The following is a 17,791-nucleotide window of genomic DNA, read 5'->3' as shown; positions in this document are numbered from 1 at the left end:
GGACGGAGGCAGCAGATGGACTTTACCAACACGATTGGCATTTCCGCCGATGGCATGCGCACACAGGCAGAACGCCTGCGCGTATCGGCCGAGAACCTCGCCAACAAGGATACAACCGGCTCCACCCCCGGTGCGGACCCTTACCGCCGCAAGACCATTACCTTCCAGACCACGCTGGATCAGGCCACGGGCGCATCCAGCGTTAAGGTCAAGTCCATCGGGCAGGACCATACGCCGTTTGAAACACGCTACGACCCCTCCCACCCCGCGGCAGATGCCAAAGGGTACGTGAAGGTGCCGAACGTAAACACCATGGTCGAGATTATGGATACGCATGATGCCCAGCATTCGTACGAAGCGAATCTGAACACCATGCAGATTACCCGCTCCATGCTGACGCGCACCATCAATCTGATGAAATAAAGCTGGTCAGCAGAATATCTGAGTGTTTTGTTTAGTCCAGTGCTTTGCACGTCTATGGCCTGTGGCCCATTGTATTGGTTCTGCCCCCGGCTGTAGTCGAGTAAAGGCATGAACACTTCTGGTTTTTCCTGCTCCTGCAATAATCCCTGCATGGGCAGATATTATGCATTACCGGACTGAACTGCTCCAAAAGGCCGCACAGACTCCAAGCTGGACTATTCTGGCTTTGACTGTGCCGAAACCAGAGATAGCAAACTACTGGTGTTTGAACTCTCCAACGCGCTGATCATTCCTGCCTGCGACGGTCAGGCCGTTTTCCCCTACAAAATTCCCCAGAAGCACAAAATCTTTCCGGCATTTTATGTCATGTTGTGCAACAGGGTGGCGGCGCAGACAGCTCCCTGATGCGCTGGCGGGAGAGGTGTGGCCCATAACCGGGTCCGCCTTCCGGCCGCCCGCTTTGCTGCCTTGGGCAGTATGTCCAGCACGTGTCTATACATGCGGAGTGGTGCACCGTCTGCTCTGGCAGAGAGGGGAGGTCATGCGCGTTTTTTATTGGGAAGAGTGGCCTGTGTCGCCAACGGTGCGGGTGTTTTCACATGCCGGAGGGCCAGACTGGCCTGCGTGTCTTACGGGTCAGGCCAAAGGCCGGAGTGTTGCACTATGGGCAAAAAAAATACCCCCGGCTTTCGCCGAGGGCATTTTTTGTCAACTGTCTCAGTAAGGTTAGCTGAACCTGATAGCTGTTCAGCCGATATCTTACGACTGGAACAGGGACAGGATGTTCTGGGACTGGCCGTTGGCGATCGAGAGGGACTTGATGGCCAGAGACTGCTTGGTCTGCAGGGAGGTCAGCTTTGCGCTTTCTGCGGACATGTCAGCATCGGTCAGGGCGCCAACACCAGCCGTCAGGTTGTCGGAAACCGTCTGACCGAACGTGGTCATGTTGGCGATGTTCTTGGTGTTCTGACCCAGTTCAGAGGTCACGTTGGTCATCGCCGTGATGGCTTTCTGAACAGCGGCAATGGCCGAGGTCAGATCGAAGGAGCCAGATGCGCCACCCCAGGAAGCGGCAAGGCTGCCATCGGTGGTGAGGAAGCCGTTGGCGGTTGCCAGACCGTTGCTGTCAACGCCGGTGGACAGACCCAGAGCTTCGGTCAGGGACGCGGTAGCACCCGTAGCGGTGACGCTGCTCACGCCGTTGATGATGCCGAACAGGTTGCTGATGGTTGCCGTGCTGCCCTGCAGACCGGTTACGTAAACAACGCTGGCAGCGGTGATGCCGTTGAAGGTACCCGTGGGGACTGCGCTGGCGGAGCTGACCAGCAGGTTCACGCCGTTGGTGGTGGCGTTGTTTGCAATGGTGTCGATCTGCTTCAGGTAACCCGTGATTTCGGTGTTGATCTGAGCGAGGGAAGTTGTGCTGCCCTGGTTGTTGCCGATCGTGGTCACAGCAGCCTGAACTTCTGCCAGAACGGAAAGGATCTGGTTGGCGGCGCTGTTGGTGGAGCTGACAACGGTGGAAGCGAAGGACAGGCCGTCATTCACGGCACCCTGACCGGCAATGTTGCCGTTCATCTGCGAAGCAATACCGAAAGCAGCCGGGCTGTCGGAAGCATTTGCAACTTTCTTGCCGGTGGAAACTGCGTTTTCGGTGGCGCTCAACTGGGTCTGGGTCGCGTTCAGCGTTTCCAGAGCAACCATGGCAGAGGTGTTGGTGTTAATAGAAAGGCTCACGTTGTGATCTCCGTTTTGCGTGGGCATGGTGCCCGTGTTCAAGGTTGAATAAACCCTCGAACGGCTAAGAGAAGGTTAACGCGATCATTTTTTTTTGTGAGAGGGGTAAAAAAAGCCGCCATCGGGCCAGAACATCGCTCGAGAAAAGCAGGGAAAGGTATAAAAGGGCAGTTATCCGCCATTTTCCCGTGCGGCATTAAAAAAGCCCCCTCCCATGACAGGAGGAGGCTCGGGCTGGAATCGGGCGGTATGTCCGGCCGGTCCGTTAAGATGTGGCTTAACCGTTACGCACTTTCGCGCTCGGGTGGGGTGGCGTGATTTTTGCCAAGAGCGCGCAGGTAAGGCCGCTCTCTGGTCAGGGTTGCAGGCATTGGCATGTCCAGCGTGTCGGCAAACTGGGTGGGGGCTGGCCGGTCCTGCGGGGCGGATGACTGCTGCTCCACCGCCTTGGCGATGGCGTTCTGTGCAGCGGTTGCACTCTCCAGCGCGGACTGCACAAGATCCTGCGCGGTCCGCTGGGCGGTCTGGCTGGCCTGTTGCAGTTTTTCCAGTGTTTCTTCTATGGCCAGACGGGCGATTTCGGCCTGTTCGATCAGGCTTTCCATCCGCTTCTCCTGCGAGGGCACCTGAGTGAGAACCGAGTCCAGCCGGTCGGCGACCGAATCGGCCTTGGTGGCCATGTCGTCCAGTTCGTTGCCGGTTATCTTGGCCTGTTCAATCATGCGGCTCAGGGGGCGACCACTGACCTCCCCCGCCACGCGCAGCTTGTCCACGCCTTCTTCGGCCTGGTTAACGCTGTTTTCGAGCTTGTCCACCAGTTCCAGCAGGCTGGTCCGGTCGCGCTTGAGGTTGCCCAGAACCCGCCCAAGGTAAAAACTGTAGATAATACCAAGGAACAGAAAGACAGAGAGCGTGATCTCAACGATCATCTGAATCTGTGTGAACATTATTCAGGAGATCCTTCAGCCTGAGCCGGCATTGGGTTTGCTGCGGGTGGATGGGGTGGCTGTGGAGGTACGCCAAGAGGTGGTGGCAGGTGGTGGTCCTGTGGCGGTACCAGCCTGCGTTCGATTTTGACCGCGTTCTTGTTGCCCAGCTTGCCCAGACGGCCATCAAACAGCGGGGTCTGCCCGCATTGCAGGCGAATGGGGAAGGGCGTGCCCTGTTTGTGCGGGAAGGTCATGAGTGAGCCGATCTTGAGGTTGAGCACCTCGGAGAGTGGCACGATCTTTTCATCAAACACAGCGGAAACCTGAGCATCGGTTTCCAGAATTTCGGAAAACAGATGGTCTTCCCAGATGGAGTCGCGGCCGAATTTCTCCCCCATGAACTGCTGCGAAAGCTGGTCGCGCACCGGTTCCAGCGTTGCGTAGGGAATAATCAGGTCCATGTTGCCGGTGCGGTCCTCCATATCAATATGGAGTTTGGCCAGCACCACGGCGTTGGAGGCGCGGGCAATGGCGGCAAAGCGGGAGCTGACTTCCAGCCGCTCAAATGTAAGGTCCACGTCGCAGACCGGGTTGAACGCAATGGACAGGTCGTTGAGTGTAAGGGTGATCAGCTTTTCAATCAGCGCGCGTTCAATGGCGGTGTGGGGGCGTGTTTCCACCCCTGCATGCCCAACCCCGCGGGGGCCACCCATCAGAATGTCGATAATGGAATAGGACATGGCCGAATCCACAACGACCAGACCGTAATTGTCCCACTGCACGGCCTTGAAGACGGCAAACATGGAAGAGGAGGGAACCGCCCCCATGTAGTCTCCAAAACGCAGGGAGCGAATGCCTTCGATGGTTATTTCGACGTTATCATTGGTGAAGTTACGTAACGTGGCCGAGAGGATGCGTACAAGCCGGTCAAAAACGATTTCCAGCATGGGCAGGCGTTCATAGGCCACGAACCCGGCCTTGATAACGCGCTCCATGCCGGTTTCTTCCGGCTCTTCAAACCCGCCAAAGGTGTGGCCGAGCAGGTTGTCGATTTCAGACTGGTCCAGCAGGTGGCTGCCAAACGGGTCTTCCTCGGGGGTGGCTTCGTGCTCGCCCTGTTCACCCTGTTCTGCGTGGGCGTCCTGTGCATCATGGGTGGGAGCATCGTCCTGCGGGGGGGCCGCTGTGTCTGCGGGGTCCTGCTCCTGCGCGGGGTCTGTTTGATCGGCCATACTGGCTGCAGCATCGGGAGCGTGCTCCTGTGCGCCGTCCTGCGCCTCCTCCGTATGCGGGGCGTCCGGTGCGGCGTCTGCTTCGGGTTGGGTCCCGGGCCCTGATGCTGTGTCGTCTACATCCTGCATGTGGTTTGTCGCTACGGTTCCTGAGAGGTGTCGGTTTGAACGGGTGTCAGAAGCCGGAGAGCTTTACTGGACAAGGAATTCAACAAGATACAGGTTTGTCACCTGTACGGGGGCCAGTTGCGCGCGCAGGCGGCGCAGAATGGCTTCGCGCAGCCTGTAAATACCGTTCCCCCGAATATCCTGCGGGCGTGTTTCATGCAGGTAGGTCTGGAACACATCCTGAATTTCCGCAATCCGGTCCTGCAGCGCGGCTTCGTTGGGCACACCGCTGACTTCCACCTTGGCGGTCAGCTTGACGTAAACAGGGTGACCACCGGATGTGTCGAGGTTGGAGACCATGGGCGGAATACCCACCAGAACCGGCGGGTGCATGGCGGCCTCGGCCTTGCTGCCCACGTTCTGCTTGAGCTTGGAGGTAAAGATCTTGTCCTTTTCCCAGAACACTCCACCGCCAATAAGAAGAACAAGACCGGCAGCGCCCGCCATCATCAGTTTCCGCTTGGATTTGGGGGCATCTGCTCTGGGAACTGCTGCGGCAGCATCTGCTTCTCTTGCGCCGGTTACAGTCTCGCTCATGTCTGGTGGGCTCCGGAATGGTTAATCAGTCACACTGTTAGCAGTTTAACGGCTGGCGCGCACCTACTCAATGGTGGAGAGGGGCGTATTGCATGGCTGTGTGTCTTGCGCGCAGGGACCGCTGGTGGGGAAACCTTAGCCCCCGGCCTGCTCCTGCAGTCTGGCCTGATAGACAAAATATAACTCTTTGAGCGGATGCTCACACGACCCGACCCAGGGTTTGGCCTCACCCGTAAAGTGGACGATTGCCGGGTTGGTGGCGGCTTCATCCTGCTGGCGCTCCGAGTAGGCGACATCCTGTTCGTTATGGCTGTATAGGCGGCTCCCCACGTTCCAGCGCAGAGGCAGGATTTCAATATCGTCCCTGAAGGCAATATTGATGATGTCCTGATCCTGCAGGGTGATGCTTTTGATGTTTTTTACAAAGGATTCCAGATAAAGGAACTTGAGATTCCCATATTTTTCTCTGGCAGCGGCAAGGTCAATAACAAGAATACCTGCATTTATGTAGCTGTTATTGTAATTGCGTCCAAACAGTTTGCGCGAATGGGTGATGCCGCCTTCATCCATGCACCCGCCAAGGATTTTTCCCTTGAGGTCCATGTTCCATAAAAGCGTTATGTCGTCACAGAAAATCGTATCCAGATCAACATAGATCAGGCGCTTCAGCTCTGCTGGCAGCACCTCATGCATGACCAGCCTGTAATAGGTGTTGCGGCTGATATGCTGCCTGTTATGGGGTAGAAAGCTGGAAAAGCTGTCGGCACTGACATCATAAAAACTGAACTTTGAACCCGCAAACGTCTGCCGTGTTTTGGTAATGTTGGCAGGGCTGAGCCTCTGGTCATGCAGGACATGAAAATGGATGTGGCTGCCGTTTGGGGTGTTGCTCAGCAGGGAATACAGCGAGACAAGTGCGTGCTCTGCGTAATTGTCATCAAACGAGATGGCGATATGTATGGTGTTGGCATATGCAATGGGGGTCTTGGCAGGTTCTGGGTTACGGGGGGGCGCATTGATGCTGTACTGTTTGGAAAATTTTGGAACAATAATTTCTCCTGCCTGAAAAAACGCCTCTTTGTTTCCATGCATGAAATGCTTCATTAAAAAGACATTGCTGAGGAAAGCGTAGAGAAACCTGAAGACTTTTTTCTGGTACGGAGAGCGACCGGAAATGTCTATGATTTTTTCAAACGCAAACAGAACTGAAAAAATAAAGGTGCAGTATTCATCAAACACGTCACGTTTCATGAGGATGTTTTCATCATGAAATCTGGTGTCTATGTGTGCGGTAATCAGTGCTGTTTCGTAATACGCGCCAAACTCGTTTTTGATCAGCGTCAGCAGCAGGTCAAGGTCCTGCTGCTCATGTTCAAAGCTGTAGTTTTCATAAAATGTCTGAACATCAGATGCCGCAGAAGGGGGGTGGATTTTGGTAATGGGCGCTGTCAGAAAACGATGATTGGAACAGCAGGTTTCGATATTCTGTGAACAGAAATCAATAAAATCCATCTGCTTGTTCAGCAGCGAAATCTGCTGGCGGCCATGCTCGGAAAAATTCAGGTAGGATTTTTCCGTATTCAGGCCCACGTAGTCATGGCGTGTGTTTTTCCATATCCAGTAAAGGGCGGTCAGTTCGCACCAGTCCCTGTTTCTGGTAGAAATGTTGTCGCCTGTATCATCTCCGATCATGTTTGCAAATTTTGTATCGGCAATGGACCGGCCGCCCTGAATGGGCTCAAAATAACGGTTTTTATGTATATTTACATCGGTATGATGATAAACATAAATCCTGATATCCATTATTTAAATCCTGCCCGGCTTTTTATGATCATTTGCAAACCACCCTGCGGCGGTGGATGTCTGTGTCAGGTCGTGTGCCTGATCTTTGCGCTCATGGATTGCCAGTGCCAGGAATCCCGGCACATATCGATCAGGGTGTGCCTGGCGGACCAGCCGAACAGGGTTCTGGCCAGAGCCGGGTTTGCATAACAGGAGGGGGCATCGCCGGGACGGCGGGGGCCAATCTGGTAGGGAATGTTGATCCCGGTTGCGTTTTCAAACGCATGAACCAGTTCAAGCACCGAATACCCTGTGCCGGTGCCAAGGTTAACGGCGTGAGTGCCCTCGGTGCCAAGGGCTTTTTCTACTGCGGCGCAATGGGCTTCGGCCAGATCCATTACGTGCAGGTAGTCGCGCACGCCTGTGCCATCCGGTGTGGGGTAATCATCGCCAAAAATGGTCAGGTGGTCGCGCTGTCTGGCGGCGACCTGGCACAGATAGGGCATCAGGTTGGCGGGAACGCCGCGCGGGTCATCCCCGATCAGGCCCGAAGGATGCGCACCCACCGGGTTGAAGTAGCGCAGCAAAAACGCGGAGGACAGCATGCCGGTGCGCACGAGGTCGCTGATCATATCCTCCATGATCAGCTTTGTGCGCCCGTAAATGTTGGTGGCGTGCAGGGGGGCGGTTTCTGCTATGGGGCAGTGTTCTGGCGCGCCATAAACCGTTGCGGAAGACGAAAAAACAATGCGCCCCACGCCTGCATGGTGCATGGCGGTGAGCAGTTTTAATGTTCCTGCAATATTCACATCAAAATAGTGCAGGGGGTTTTCTTCACTTTCTCCCACGGCCTTGAGCGCGGCAAAATGAATGACGGCATCATAGCGCTCTGTGGCAAAGACCCGGTGCAGGGCGTCCATGTCACGGATGTCCACGTCATGCACGGGGTAGTCCACCCCTGTAATTTCCTTGAGCCGGGTAGGGACCGAGCGGGAGGCGTTGGAAAAGTTGTCCAGCAGCACAACATCGTGCCCACGGCCCTGAAGGGCCACCGCAGTATGGGAACCAATAAATCCGGCGCCACCAGTCAGAAGAATACGTGCCACGAGTTCACTTCGCCATAAAAAAACCAGAAGGCAGGACTATACTCAGCATTGCCGCCCAAGCCAATCATTGGATGCAGGGGCCGGGTGATAGCCTGCAGGCTCTGGTGCGTAGGTGTATGTCCGGTTGCCGCCTAGCGGGCTTTGAGCATGGCAACCGTACGGGCCAGATCATCCCGCTCTTTTTGTAGCTCCAGATAGCTTTGGCGGAAGGCTTCAATCTTGCCATGAATGGCGTTGACCTGCTCCTGCAGAGCAGCATGGGCCTGCTCGGTGGTGCGCAGTTTCTGCAAGGTAAGAAGATGCTGCTTCTGGAGTTCCGCAAAATTGTTTTTCAGTCTTTTTTCATTGTACAAAAGGAACTCTACGGAGTGTTCCTGTCTGTCGTCCTGAGTGTTGGCTGTCATGGTTCTGTCGCCTCTGTCTGGTAAAGTTTGTAGGTTTTAAAAAGAAGTTCAGGTGTGGTGGGCTGTACGTGTCAACCCTGTGGGCTCTGCCCGAAGAGGGCTTCGATCTTTCTGGTATATTGTTCCGGCCCGTGCTGGCGTTCCAGCTTGTTCAGGGCGTTCAGCGCCAGTTGCACGCGCTGCTCGGGGTTGCGCAGCAGGTCATTCAGGGCATGGGCGTAGGCGGTGATCAGGTCTTCATCTGTCAGGGTTGTGGATGGGATGAGTTTGCCGGTGACATCGTTTTCAATAATTTCATCAATCCCACCCACGGCAGGCGCAACAATAGGCAGCCCTACAGACATGGCCTCCAGCAGCACGTTGGGGAGGCCGTCAAAACCACTGGTGTAAAGGAAGCACGCATACCCTTGGGAGGCGACCTTGATAAAGTCTGAGAAGGGGCCTTTGTAGCTGATATTGGGGAGTGTCTCGAACACTTGCGTGTCAAAATGTCCCAGAACGTTAATACCGTACACATCAATCTGTGCCTGTGGGTAAAGCGTGTGCAGGAGTTTGGAAATGGGCACCAGCAGGTCCGGTTTTTTTTCCGCGTCCAGTCGGCTGGCCCACAGGATGCGTGTCTGGGGCTGGCTGCTTCTGGCCTGTATGGCCTGGGGGGATGTATGGCTGGGCTGGCGCGCGTAAAGCAGCTTCCACTTCTGGTGCTTTGTGCCAACGTAGTAAAAATCGTTGTTAATGATGTTTTTGTTGTCAGAGAGCAGGAAGTCCACGTCATCCAGCAGGGGCACTGCCGTGGTAAAGAAGTTCCTGTAGATGGGAAAATAGTCGGACCCTGCTTTTTCATCAGAGAATCTGTAGAATATTTTCTTGTTGTTCTTGAAAATCTTAAGGAACATCTGTGTAAAGCCATAAGCAAATGGGCTTGGCTTAATGTGAATACGCGCCCCGTCCGCGCAGTTCTGGATCAGTTTGAGCACAATCAGGTTGCGTTCATGCCCGTTCAGGTTAGGGGCCAGTGCGGGCATGTCCACAATGGTTATGTGCTTGGGCAGGCGTTCCAGATCTGTCAGTGTGGACGGCTTTTCACCTGTAATAATCAGGGTTCTGGTTTGGGGATTCAGGGCTTCCAGCGTTTTGATGATTTCAAAAATATACTTTTCTTCACCATCAACAGACAGGAAGGGCAGAAGCAGGACATCTGTAAATGTCTTGTCCTGAATAATTTCACACGCCTCGTAATACGCAACGCCTATAGCGGGGTTCATGGCATCCAGTGAGGAAATAAAGGCGTTGTCTGTTAGAACATAGGGGTCAATCAACGGTTCTATTTTATTGGCTGCACAAAGCAGCCCCCAGAAGACCGGGTCATTCAGAGCCCCAATCCGCTTGAAGCCAAAGGTTTTCAGCAGGTCTTTGCCCTGTGTTTTCCATAGCGGATATTTGTCTTTGCTGACACGCAGAAAATTGGGGGGCTCAAACAGGATGCACGGTGCAATCTGTCCCGGCGAGCTGCTTGCCGCCTGAACGGAAAGGCTACCGGCCCGCCTTCTGTAAAAAAAGATGGTATCCGGGGTGGGGCGGATCGTGCAGCCCAGTGCCAGCGCTGTGGCATTGAAGTGCCAGTCCTCATACGCCAGACCGGAGGAGAGGGAATGGTCAACAAACTGCACGTTATCATACAGACTGCGCTGGAACATGATGCAGGACAGGTAAGGATGTGTGCCAATAAACGGTAAGGGGGAGGTGGCGTCACTGTCCGGGTATTCGATAATATGGTTCTGTGTTCCAAATGAAAACAGATACTCGCAGACCCTGACAGCCAGTTTTCCGCCCTGCATCACATCGGCATAAAGGGCTGCCAGAGCGTTGAAGGAAATCAGGTCGTCCGCATCATGCAGCAGTACGCAGGTGCCGCTGGCGGCTTCAATGCCGGCATTGCGCGACAGGCCCAGTGAACGATGCGTAACATGCAGGGATGTTACGGGGCACAGGTCGTGCAGGCTGTTGTTATGGAAAACGGTTTCGGTTTCTTTGTCGCTGGAATCAAAAACGGCGATCAACTCGCAAGTCAGGCCCGAGAGCTGTGCGTGACGCACGCAGCCTTCGAGGTTGATGAGTGTGCGTGCGAGAAAATTGGCTTCTTTATGGATATTGAGAACGATAGAAATATCCGGTTTGGAAATATTTTTTTCCTGAATCATACTCACCATTCCCAATGACCCCATCTGGTATGGGGATTTTATAATACATTCGGGGTGTCCAGAATATAAAAATATCACGGGAACATGTGCATATTGCAGCACTTGGGTATGTGACGGCAGGAAAATACTGATGTGAGGTAATTCCAAAATATATATAGTGATTTTATGCCGCGGAGAAAAACATTGTATTTTGAATATAGTTACAATAATTAATGCATTCTTTATTATGAAAAATGTTACTGTTACTTTTAATTCAAAAACTTTGTATATGAATAAAAAAGAAATTATTAAAAAATCACCCATTTTCTGTAATGGCTTGCAGGAGAGGGTGATTTTTTATGGTGTATTGTTCAGGTGACCTAGCCTGTAGATGTGGGTCTTTATATTTTTGTAGAAAGGTTTTTTATCGCTGAAATGATTCTTTCACTGGCAAGGCCATCTCCATAAGGATTTTTTGTGTTCTGGATTCGATTGTATAAAACTGTATCGTCAAGAAGGGAGTTGCATTCTGTGACTATATTTTTAGTTTCTGTACCAACTAATTTGACAGTGCCAATCTGCACGCCTTCAGGTCGCTCAGTTTTGTTACGCATGACTAAAACTGGCTTTCCTAAAGACGGTGCTTCTTCTTGTATTCCTCCAGAATCCGTTAATATTAAATAACTTCGACTCATCAAGTAAATAAAACTAATGTAATCTAGGGGCTTTATAAGGTAAATATTTTTTCTTTGAGAAAGTCTTTCAAAAACAACATTATATACATTGGGATTCATATGAACAGGATAAAAAATTGCCACATCATTGCGCTGACTTATTTTTAAAAGGGCATCACATATATTTTCTAAACTATGGCCGAAATTTTCTCTTCGATGGCCTGTAACGAGTATAATTTTCTTATTTTGTGGTAAATTTAGTTGTTCATCTATTTTTTTTTGCAAGCATAAATCGTTTTTTATTCTATTGTAGATGATTTTTAATGAATCTATGACGGTATTGCCTGTGACAAAAATGCTCTCATCCGGATAACCTTCAGCGAGAAGGCATTCTTTGGCCGAGAGAGTCGGTGCGAATAGAATGCTACTAAGCATATCGATTGTTCTTCGATTCATTTCTTCGGGCCATGGATGGTTTATATCTCCGGTTCGTAGGCCTGCTTCGATATGACCAATGGGAATTTTTTTGTAAAATGCGGCCAGAGCTGTCGCGTATGCGGTGGTAGTATCACCATGTACCAAAACAATATCTGGTTTAAATTTTTCAAAAATATCATTTATTTTCAATAATATTTCGGATGTTATGCTTGAAAGTGTCTGACCTGATCGCATGATGCGTAGATCAAATTCTGGAGTGATTTGAAACAAATCAAGAGCTTGATCCAGCATTTCTCGGTGCTGCCCGGTTACACACACTTGGGAAGTAATACCAGATGTGTGTTGTAATTTAAGAATAACCGGGGCCATTTTTATGGCTTCAGGTCGTGTTCCAAAGACAGAAAGAATTCGCATTATTCTGTTCTTTCTATAACTAAATATCCGACATTAAAATCGTGAGGAAGATTAAGTGCTTTATCTTCTAGCCTAGAATTACGCGGTGTCAAGCGTGAAGGGGGGGTGACTATTTTTTCTTCTAGAAAATTTTCAATTTTTTCAAGTTGAATACCTGGATAATCAAAAGTGCAAATAAATCTACCCCCTTTGCGTAATTGCACAAGATGGTTTTTCATGATTTCTATGTGGTCGTGTGGGACTTCTTCAATGGTTGAAACATTAATAACAGCATCAAAGGCATCATGCAGGCTTTCGGGAGGGAAAGTTGTAATATCCCATACGCTGGTATTATAGAGTGTCGAAGGCTTCAAGTCTGAATGAAAAACTTTTTGGTAAAGAATATCGAGCCATGTTTTGAAAACAAGATGGATATCACGAAAGCCCCAAGAGCAATTGTGTATAGAAAGGTTTTTACGATTAATTGTTTCTAATTCATGAAGAATAAACGGATATTCGTAAATGCGAGACCAGCATATTTCATGACAAAACTCGAAAGAGCATGGATCTTCAGAAGAAAAAAAAGAAAACTTTTTGACCTGATAGGTTTTGTCGAAAATTTTCATAGTTTATACCCATGATGCAGAAAAATGGTGAAGGGCGACTGTCTGTTCAGGTAATGGCGGCCCGCAGAACACTTGTGAAGGAAAAATTTCCACATCAAAAACATCAAGATATTGTCTCGTGTTGTCGATGCGTATTCCCGCGTCTATGAATGCCTGTGATATCCAGCGGGTATTAGGCATTGAAAGAATGTGCTCAGGAGTTTGAACGAGGTAATGGTTTAACATCCATAGAGAAAAGCGGTGATAAGGAATTGCTCCCCATACTGCTGTTATGGGGGCATATTTTCCGTTCCATAACTCAAAACCAGAGACCCAATGCATACGTTCGAACGGACTCAGGGGCGCGACAATTTCGTTGTCTGCATCAATTGCCCATCCACCGAATTTAACAAGTGCTATAACTTTGATCAAATCACTTATGAAAGCCCATTTTTTTTGTGCTGTGGCGTAAGATACAAAGTTTTCTATTATTTCACTTTTCGGAAGAATATCTGTTATGCTTTCATTGTCCCATAGTTTAAATGTGTAGTCCTTCAAAATAGATTGGTTTTTTTCAAAGAGCGTTCGCTCTTTGTCGGGCATCGTTGCGGGGCCTACCCATACAGTATGAATTATTTTGGGAATCATGAGGTACCACCAAGTCTTAGGAAGTAAATATATTTTTGAATTGACATTCGGAATTTAGCCTGAAACCTGAGAAATTGGAATAGTCGGAGCCGAACTGGGGTGGCTGGCCCGGCGGGTGGGAGTATTTTACTTGTTCAGGCTCTGGGCCACGTCGTTATCTGTCAGGCAAAGCGGGGGCAGGGTGGTGTAGGCCTTGAGGTCCCGGTAATGGATGTTCATCAGGTGATCAACGGATGTGCTGGTCAGCAGGCGGCCAAGCCCGACATAAGGCACCTCGACCGATTTGAACGGCAGGCAGCGCTCAAGCAGGCGGGTGGCCCCACGGGGGGATATGGCATAGCCGCATATGCCAAAGGTCTGCGTAAGCCTGAACGGGCTGGAGGAGACATCCATGTTCAGGAAGTCGGGAATACCCTGCCGCACGGTGTCCTGATTAAAAATGGCAACACACTGCGTAATGCCGGGCAGGAGTTCAAACTCCAGAATGCTGTCGTAGTTGTTGCCCCACAGGATAATGTCCCAGTCATGGGGTAGGGTCGCGATAATCCGGTCGCTCTCGCTTTCAAAGTTGCGGCACAGAAAAGCGTCATCTTCAAAAATATGCGCAGGCTGACCACTTTGCGCCACCTTGGCCCAGAGTTTGACATGCGTCAGCCCTGACCCGATGGCCCCAGCCGTAAAACCGCAGTTCGGCTCCATCAGCCCTTTGCTGATAATGGTGTCCCTGTCCAGCGTCTTGCCGTCCATGCCGGGCATCCATTCCAGATCTCTAATGTGGGCATTGGCTTTTAAAAACCGCTCTGTCCGCTGTGGAGTTCTTTCGAGGCTGATGAAATACTTGTGCATCTGTGGTCCTGAGCAAAAGCCATAAAAAAGCGGGCATGGCGCGGTTAACGCCCGCATTCTGCCAGCATACCCCGTAATTGCAACCCGGTTTGGGCTGTTGCCCTGCCTCTGCTCAGGGCCGGGGAGTAAAAAAGGCGGGCAGGGCCTGTGCGCCATTGCTGGCAAGGATGCTTTCAATCTGCTCGCAGGCCAGAAGAGCCTCGTGGATGGTTACGTCCATATCCAGGTAGCGGTAGGTGCCCAGCCGCCCGAGGAAGGAAACACCCGTGCTGGCGCGGGCAACCACGGCGCCGCTAAACCCGGCCCCAACCACGCAGAATGTTCTGGCCACCTTGGTCTGTTCCCCTCAAGTCCGTCCGGATCAATGCGGGGGCACTTTACCGCCCTTTTGGCCCGGTGCCACGGTGCTGGTGCAAAAAATGGCAAAAAGTAACCTGCCTGCCCCATTTGGCTTGGGGCAGGGCTGACTAAGGCTAAGGTGTGCGGGCTTTAGTACGCGGCGGGAATGGTGGCGTTTACCCGTTCAGCCAACTGGATCACCAGCTTGCGCATGAGGGAGGCCACCTCAGCCGCGGAGCCAACATCCCCTGTTGCGACAAGGTGGGTGCGCTCACGTATGAGCGGCAGGCTGGGGTCGCGCGGCAGTACGACCCATGTGGCGTCCAGCGTGGCCACGCCGTTTGTATCCACATCAAAGCGTGAAATATCAATCTGCACGCGCATGGTGGCGACATCGGCCAGCGGCTGGTCCGTAATCATTGCGGACGGGCGTTTGTTGGACAGCACGTTGGTCAGCAGGTCCGTGACCCCGAGGGACAGGCGTGTGGCCCAGCGCGCACGCGCATTGCGCAGGATTTCCTCACCCTGACGGGTAATGATGTCCTGTGAGTCCAGATAATCAGGCAGGATCACCCGGCTGATGGCAATGGTGGCCGCGCGGGAGGAAAGGTGCGGCTCACCTATATTGGCATCCGATGGCACGCCCAGCGTGTACAGCCGCAGTGGAGGTGAGGCGCAGCCAGCAAGGGACAGGAGCGGGCAGCAGGCCATAATGGCAAGCAGCGTGCGGCGTGGCGCGGAGGTCATGGGCGGCGTCCCATCAGCAGGAGTTGCGGGTTGCGTTCAATATCGGACGAGAAGCCGCGCAAAAATGCGGCCGAGGCGGCAATATCGCGCAGGGCCGCGTCCAGATTGGCGCGGTCGATTGAGCGGGGGGAGAGAATATCCTGCAACGAATCCAGCGTTTTGGTGGCCGCGGCCAGCGTGGCGTGCAGGTCCGCTCCACGAGTGTTAAGCTGCGTGTTTCCCGTTTCCATCAGCTGGTCCACTTTGCCCAGGGTCACGTCCAGCTTGATTTGCAGGTCTTTTATGGTCCCGGTCGTGGTTTTCAGCATTTCGTGCGAGAGTTCGATGGCCTGTCTGGCGCTTGACAGAAGAGGCGGCAGGTCACGGTTCAGGCTGTCGCTGAGCTGGGTGACGGAGAGCAGGGCGGCATCCGCATGGTGGCTGATTTCCGTTATGGGAATCTGGCCCAGCGAGTCCTTCAGTTTTTCCACGGCTGACATACGGACGGGAATCTCGGGCAGGCTGGTGACGCGCGGATGCAGCACGGGGGGCACCGAGCGGTCAAAATCCAGTTCGATGTTGGATTGCCCGGTTACAAAGCTGAGCAGGTTCAGCTCCGCACGCAGGCCAATGCCGATCAGCTCCTGAATGCTCACCTTGTCCCCGCCGGGTACGTCCTTGACCACGTGGATCTGGTCTGGCTCCAGCGTCAGCACCACGGGAATATAGGCTTTGTGGTCGGCCGGGTCAAAGCGCAGGGTAATGCTTTTGACCGTGCCGACCTTGACCCCGCGGAAGTTGACCGGCGCGCCAACAGACAGGCCGGTAATGGAGTTCTGGAACACCACCACCGCCTCGCGCGAGGGAGCGAAGAAGTTGACATGCCCAAAGACCATGATGATGAACAGGGCCAGAAAGCCGCCTAACAGCACGAAGGCCCCGATAACGGTTTTGCGGTTTGTGCTCTCAGACATGCTGGTCAGCCTTTGTCTCATCTGTCGGGGAAATGGTGGAGGAGCGGTTCATGAAGGCCATGACTTCGGGAATGGTGCTGTGGTCCCTCAGGTCCCGCGGGGAGCCGTGGGCTATGGGCTGGTGGGTGACCGCATCCAGAAAAATGCCGTCATCGGCAATGGTGAACAGGCTGGGCAGTTCGTGGCTGACAATCACAATGGTCGCTCCCAACCCGTCGCGCAGGGTCAGGATCAGGTCATCCAGCCGGGCGGAGGTAATGGGGTCCAGCCCTGCGGAGGGTTCATCAAAAAACAGAATGTCGGGGTCCAGTGCTATGGCGCGCGCAAGCCCCGCGCGTTTGCGCATCCCGCCCGAAATTTCGGACGGGAACAGGTCTATCGCCTGTTCCATCCCCACAAGCCCAAGCTTGAGTTCGACCAGTTTGCGCACCACGTCGGGCGGCTGGCTGCTGAACATTTCCATGGGCAGGGCTACGTTCTCGCCCACGGTCATGGAACTCCACAATGCGCCGGACTGGAACAGAACGCCAAAGCGGTGGTTGATCTGGGTCCGGCGGTGTTCGTTCTGGGCCCAGTAATCCTCCCCGCCGACCAGAATTTTTCCGGTGGTGGGGGGGAGCAGCCCGATCATGCTTTTGAGCAGGGTGCTCTTGCCACAGCCCGAGCCCCCCATGACTGCAAAAATGGAACCACGCCTGAGGTCAAACGAGACGTTCTGCTGGATTATCTTGGGGCCAAAGGACAGTTTTACGTCCCGCACGGAAATAAGGGTATCGCTCTCGGCCATTGCTCAGATTCCCAGCGCGTTGGCCATAACGGCGAACACCGCATCCATGGCGATAATGCCGACAATGCCAATAACCACCGCACGGGTGGCGGCAATGCCGACATCGGCAGCGCTGCGCCCCGCCTTGAGCCCCACGCGGCAGGCGGCAAGGGCAATAAAACTGCCAAAGAAAAAGGCCTTGATAAACCCGAACACGAACTCCTTGAGTTCGACCCCGTTCACGGTGGAAATCCAGTACCCCACGGGGGAGACATCCATCATGCTCATGCTCACCACAAACCCGCCCAGAATGCCAATGAGCGTGCCATACAGGTAGAGCAGGGGCATCATGAGCGAGAGGGAGAGAATGGCGGGGAGCAGGATATAGCTCGAAATGGGAATGCCAAAGACCTGCAGGGCGTCAATTTCCTCATTGCCCAGCATGGTGGCAATGCGCGCCGCATACGCCCCACCCGTACGCCCGGCCATGATAATGGCGGTCATGATGGCCGAAATCTCACGCGCGCAGGCAATGCCCACAAGGTTGGTGACATAAATTTCAGCAGCAAAGCGGCGGAGTTCCACCAGCCCCACAAAGGCCAGAATGGCCCCGATCAGGAAGTTGACCACACCTACGATCAGCAGCGCATTGGGGCCTGCGTTCCACAGGTCCGTAATCAGGTCCTTGGTGCGCATGCGGCTTTTGCCGTGCAGGGCCTGCAGGGCCCCACGCGTGGTGTCCAGCGCGAGGGAGGCGGCAACCCCCGTCTCGTTCAGGGTGCCAAGGGTCAGGTCGCCGGTTTTTTCCAGCAGGTTCTGCCTGTGGCTGTTGTGGCGGGCGGGGGGCGCGGGGTTGGGGGCAGCAGGGCCAGCAGGCGCTGGGC

General features: G+C 53.3%; 18 protein-coding genes. 1 reads left to right on the top strand and 17 read right to left on the bottom strand.

All coding sequences use genetic code 11. The features are described 5' to 3' along the window. Positions 1–15 precede the first annotated feature (15 nt). Complete coding sequence (flgC, locus tag AB2L51_RS13030; RefSeq protein ID WP_086647008.1) at positions 16–423, top strand: flagellar basal body rod protein FlgC; 408 nt, start codon at positions 16–18, stop codon at positions 421–423. A 759-nt stretch (positions 424–1,182) separates the two neighbouring features. Here flgC and AB2L51_RS13025 read toward each other — a convergent pair. The 17 genes from AB2L51_RS13025 to AB2L51_RS12945 form a co-directional block, all read right to left on the bottom strand. Further along, positions 1,183–2,160: a flagellin gene (locus AB2L51_RS13025; protein ID WP_395582709.1), complete on the bottom strand. Its 978-nt coding sequence runs from the start codon at positions 2,158–2,160 to the stop codon at positions 1,183–1,185. A 284-nt stretch (positions 2,161–2,444) separates the two neighbouring features. Further along, a complete protein-coding gene (locus AB2L51_RS13020; RefSeq protein WP_395582708.1) occupies positions 2,445–3,107 on the bottom strand; it encodes a DUF6468 domain-containing protein in 663 nt (220 codons plus the stop codon). Further along, positions 3,107–4,450 carry a flagellar motor switch protein FliM gene (fliM, locus tag AB2L51_RS13015; RefSeq protein ID WP_395582707.1) on the bottom strand — a complete coding sequence of 448 codons (1,344 nt, stop codon included), beginning with the start codon at positions 4,448–4,450 and terminating at the stop codon, positions 3,107–3,109. Before fliM ends, AB2L51_RS13020 begins: the two co-directional genes overlap by 1 nt. A 63-nt stretch (positions 4,451–4,513) precedes the next feature. Beyond that, positions 4,514–5,026: a flagellar basal body-associated FliL family protein gene (locus AB2L51_RS13010; protein WP_395582706.1), complete on the bottom strand. Its 513-nt coding sequence runs from the start codon at positions 5,024–5,026 to the stop codon at positions 4,514–4,516. A 135-nt stretch (positions 5,027–5,161) separates the two neighbouring features. Next, positions 5,162–6,829: a DUF4422 domain-containing protein gene (locus AB2L51_RS13005; protein ID WP_395582705.1), complete on the bottom strand. Its 1,668-nt coding sequence runs from the start codon at positions 6,827–6,829 to the stop codon at positions 5,162–5,164. 65 nt (positions 6,830–6,894) lie between these two features. Beyond that, positions 6,895–7,914 (bottom strand): UDP-glucose 4-epimerase GalE, encoded by a 1,020-nt coding sequence (gene galE / locus AB2L51_RS13000; RefSeq protein WP_395582704.1) that lies wholly within the window; start codon positions 7,912–7,914, stop codon positions 6,895–6,897. Between the two features lie 131 nt (positions 7,915–8,045). Further along, a complete protein-coding gene (locus AB2L51_RS12995; protein WP_395582703.1) occupies positions 8,046–8,318 on the bottom strand; it encodes a hypothetical protein in 273 nt (90 codons plus the stop codon). A gap of 71 nt (positions 8,319–8,389) precedes the next feature. Continuing rightward, positions 8,390–10,519: a glycosyltransferase gene (locus tag AB2L51_RS12990; RefSeq protein WP_395582702.1), complete on the bottom strand. Its 2,130-nt coding sequence runs from the start codon at positions 10,517–10,519 to the stop codon at positions 8,390–8,392. Positions 10,520–10,899: 380 nt separating this feature from the next. Beyond that, positions 10,900–12,024 (bottom strand): non-hydrolyzing UDP-N-acetylglucosamine 2-epimerase, encoded by a 1,125-nt coding sequence (gene wecB / locus AB2L51_RS12985; protein WP_395582701.1) that lies wholly within the window; start codon positions 12,022–12,024, stop codon positions 10,900–10,902. Further along, positions 12,024–12,629, bottom strand: a complete 606-nt coding sequence (locus AB2L51_RS12980) for a hypothetical protein (protein WP_395582700.1) — start codon at positions 12,627–12,629, stop codon at positions 12,024–12,026. The genes wecB and AB2L51_RS12980 overlap by 1 nt, the downstream gene beginning before the upstream one ends. Positions 12,630–12,632: 3 nt before the next feature. Next, complete coding sequence (locus tag AB2L51_RS12975; RefSeq protein WP_400922263.1) at positions 12,633–13,211, bottom strand: glycosyltransferase family 32 protein; 579 nt, start codon at positions 13,209–13,211, stop codon at positions 12,633–12,635. A gap of 171 nt (positions 13,212–13,382) precedes the next feature. Next, positions 13,383–14,102, bottom strand: coding sequence for a glycosyltransferase family 25 protein (locus AB2L51_RS12970; protein WP_395582698.1), 720 nt, complete (start codon positions 14,100–14,102; stop codon positions 13,383–13,385). A 112-nt stretch (positions 14,103–14,214) separates the two neighbouring features. Beyond that, positions 14,215–14,433, bottom strand: a complete 219-nt coding sequence (locus tag AB2L51_RS12965; protein WP_395582697.1) for a hypothetical protein — start codon at positions 14,431–14,433, stop codon at positions 14,215–14,217. 158 nt (positions 14,434–14,591) lie between these two features. Next, positions 14,592–15,188, bottom strand: coding sequence for a PqiC family protein (locus AB2L51_RS12960; protein WP_395582696.1), 597 nt, complete (start codon positions 15,186–15,188; stop codon positions 14,592–14,594). After that, positions 15,185–16,141: an MlaD family protein gene (locus AB2L51_RS12955; protein WP_395582695.1), complete on the bottom strand. Its 957-nt coding sequence runs from the start codon at positions 16,139–16,141 to the stop codon at positions 15,185–15,187. The genes AB2L51_RS12960 and AB2L51_RS12955 overlap by 4 nt, the downstream gene beginning before the upstream one ends. Then, complete coding sequence (locus AB2L51_RS12950) at positions 16,134–16,928, bottom strand: ABC transporter ATP-binding protein (RefSeq protein WP_395582694.1); 795 nt, start codon at positions 16,926–16,928, stop codon at positions 16,134–16,136. Before AB2L51_RS12950 ends, AB2L51_RS12955 begins: the two co-directional genes overlap by 8 nt. A gap of 3 nt (positions 16,929–16,931) precedes the next feature. After that, a partial coding sequence (locus AB2L51_RS12945; RefSeq protein WP_400922258.1) for an MlaE family ABC transporter permease occupies positions 16,932–17,791 on the bottom strand: 860 nt, incomplete at its 5' end.

It is taken from the genome of Acetobacter fabarum, assembly GCF_040702925.2.
GTDB lineage: Bacteria > Pseudomonadota > Alphaproteobacteria > Acetobacterales > Acetobacteraceae > Acetobacter > Acetobacter fabarum_B.
The sequence above is the reverse complement of the archived record's forward strand: the minus strand, read 5'-3'. Positions and strand labels throughout refer to the sequence as shown.

Excerpts from the sequence above, each read along its gene's own strand:
- flgC (WP_086647008.1), top strand. The coding sequence starts at position 16 with ATGGACTTTACCAACACGATTGGCATTTCCGCCGATGGCATGCGCACA.
- AB2L51_RS12960 (WP_395582696.1), bottom strand. The coding sequence starts at position 15,188 with ATGACCTCCGCGCCACGCCGCACGCTGCTTGCCATTATGGCCTGCTGC.
- AB2L51_RS12990 (WP_395582702.1), bottom strand. The coding sequence starts at position 10,519 with ATGATTCAGGAAAAAAATATTTCCAAACCGGATATTTCTATCGTTCTC.
- AB2L51_RS13005 (WP_395582705.1), bottom strand. The coding sequence starts at position 6,829 with ATGGATATCAGGATTTATGTTTATCATCATACCGATGTAAATATACAT.
- fliM (WP_395582707.1), bottom strand. The coding sequence starts at position 4,450 with ATGCAGGATGTAGACGACACAGCATCAGGGCCCGGGACCCAACCCGAA.
- wecB (WP_395582701.1), bottom strand. The coding sequence starts at position 12,024 with ATGCGAATTCTTTCTGTCTTTGGAACACGACCTGAAGCCATAAAAATG.
- AB2L51_RS12995 (WP_395582703.1), bottom strand. The coding sequence starts at position 8,318 with ATGACAGCCAACACTCAGGACGACAGACAGGAACACTCCGTAGAGTTC.
- AB2L51_RS13020 (WP_395582708.1), bottom strand. The coding sequence starts at position 3,107 with ATGTTCACACAGATTCAGATGATCGTTGAGATCACGCTCTCTGTCTTT.
- AB2L51_RS12950 (WP_395582694.1), bottom strand. The coding sequence starts at position 16,928 with ATGGCCGAGAGCGATACCCTTATTTCCGTGCGGGACGTAAAACTGTCC.
- AB2L51_RS13010 (WP_395582706.1), bottom strand. The coding sequence starts at position 5,026 with ATGAGCGAGACTGTAACCGGCGCAAGAGAAGCAGATGCTGCCGCAGCA.
- AB2L51_RS12975 (WP_400922263.1), bottom strand. The coding sequence starts at position 13,211 with ATGCCCGACAAAGAGCGAACGCTCTTTGAAAAAAACCAATCTATTTTG.
- AB2L51_RS12955 (WP_395582695.1), bottom strand. The coding sequence starts at position 16,141 with ATGTCTGAGAGCACAAACCGCAAAACCGTTATCGGGGCCTTCGTGCTG.
- AB2L51_RS12970 (WP_395582698.1), bottom strand. The coding sequence starts at position 14,102 with ATGCACAAGTATTTCATCAGCCTCGAAAGAACTCCACAGCGGACAGAG.
- AB2L51_RS12980 (WP_395582700.1), bottom strand. The coding sequence starts at position 12,629 with ATGAAAATTTTCGACAAAACCTATCAGGTCAAAAAGTTTTCTTTTTTT.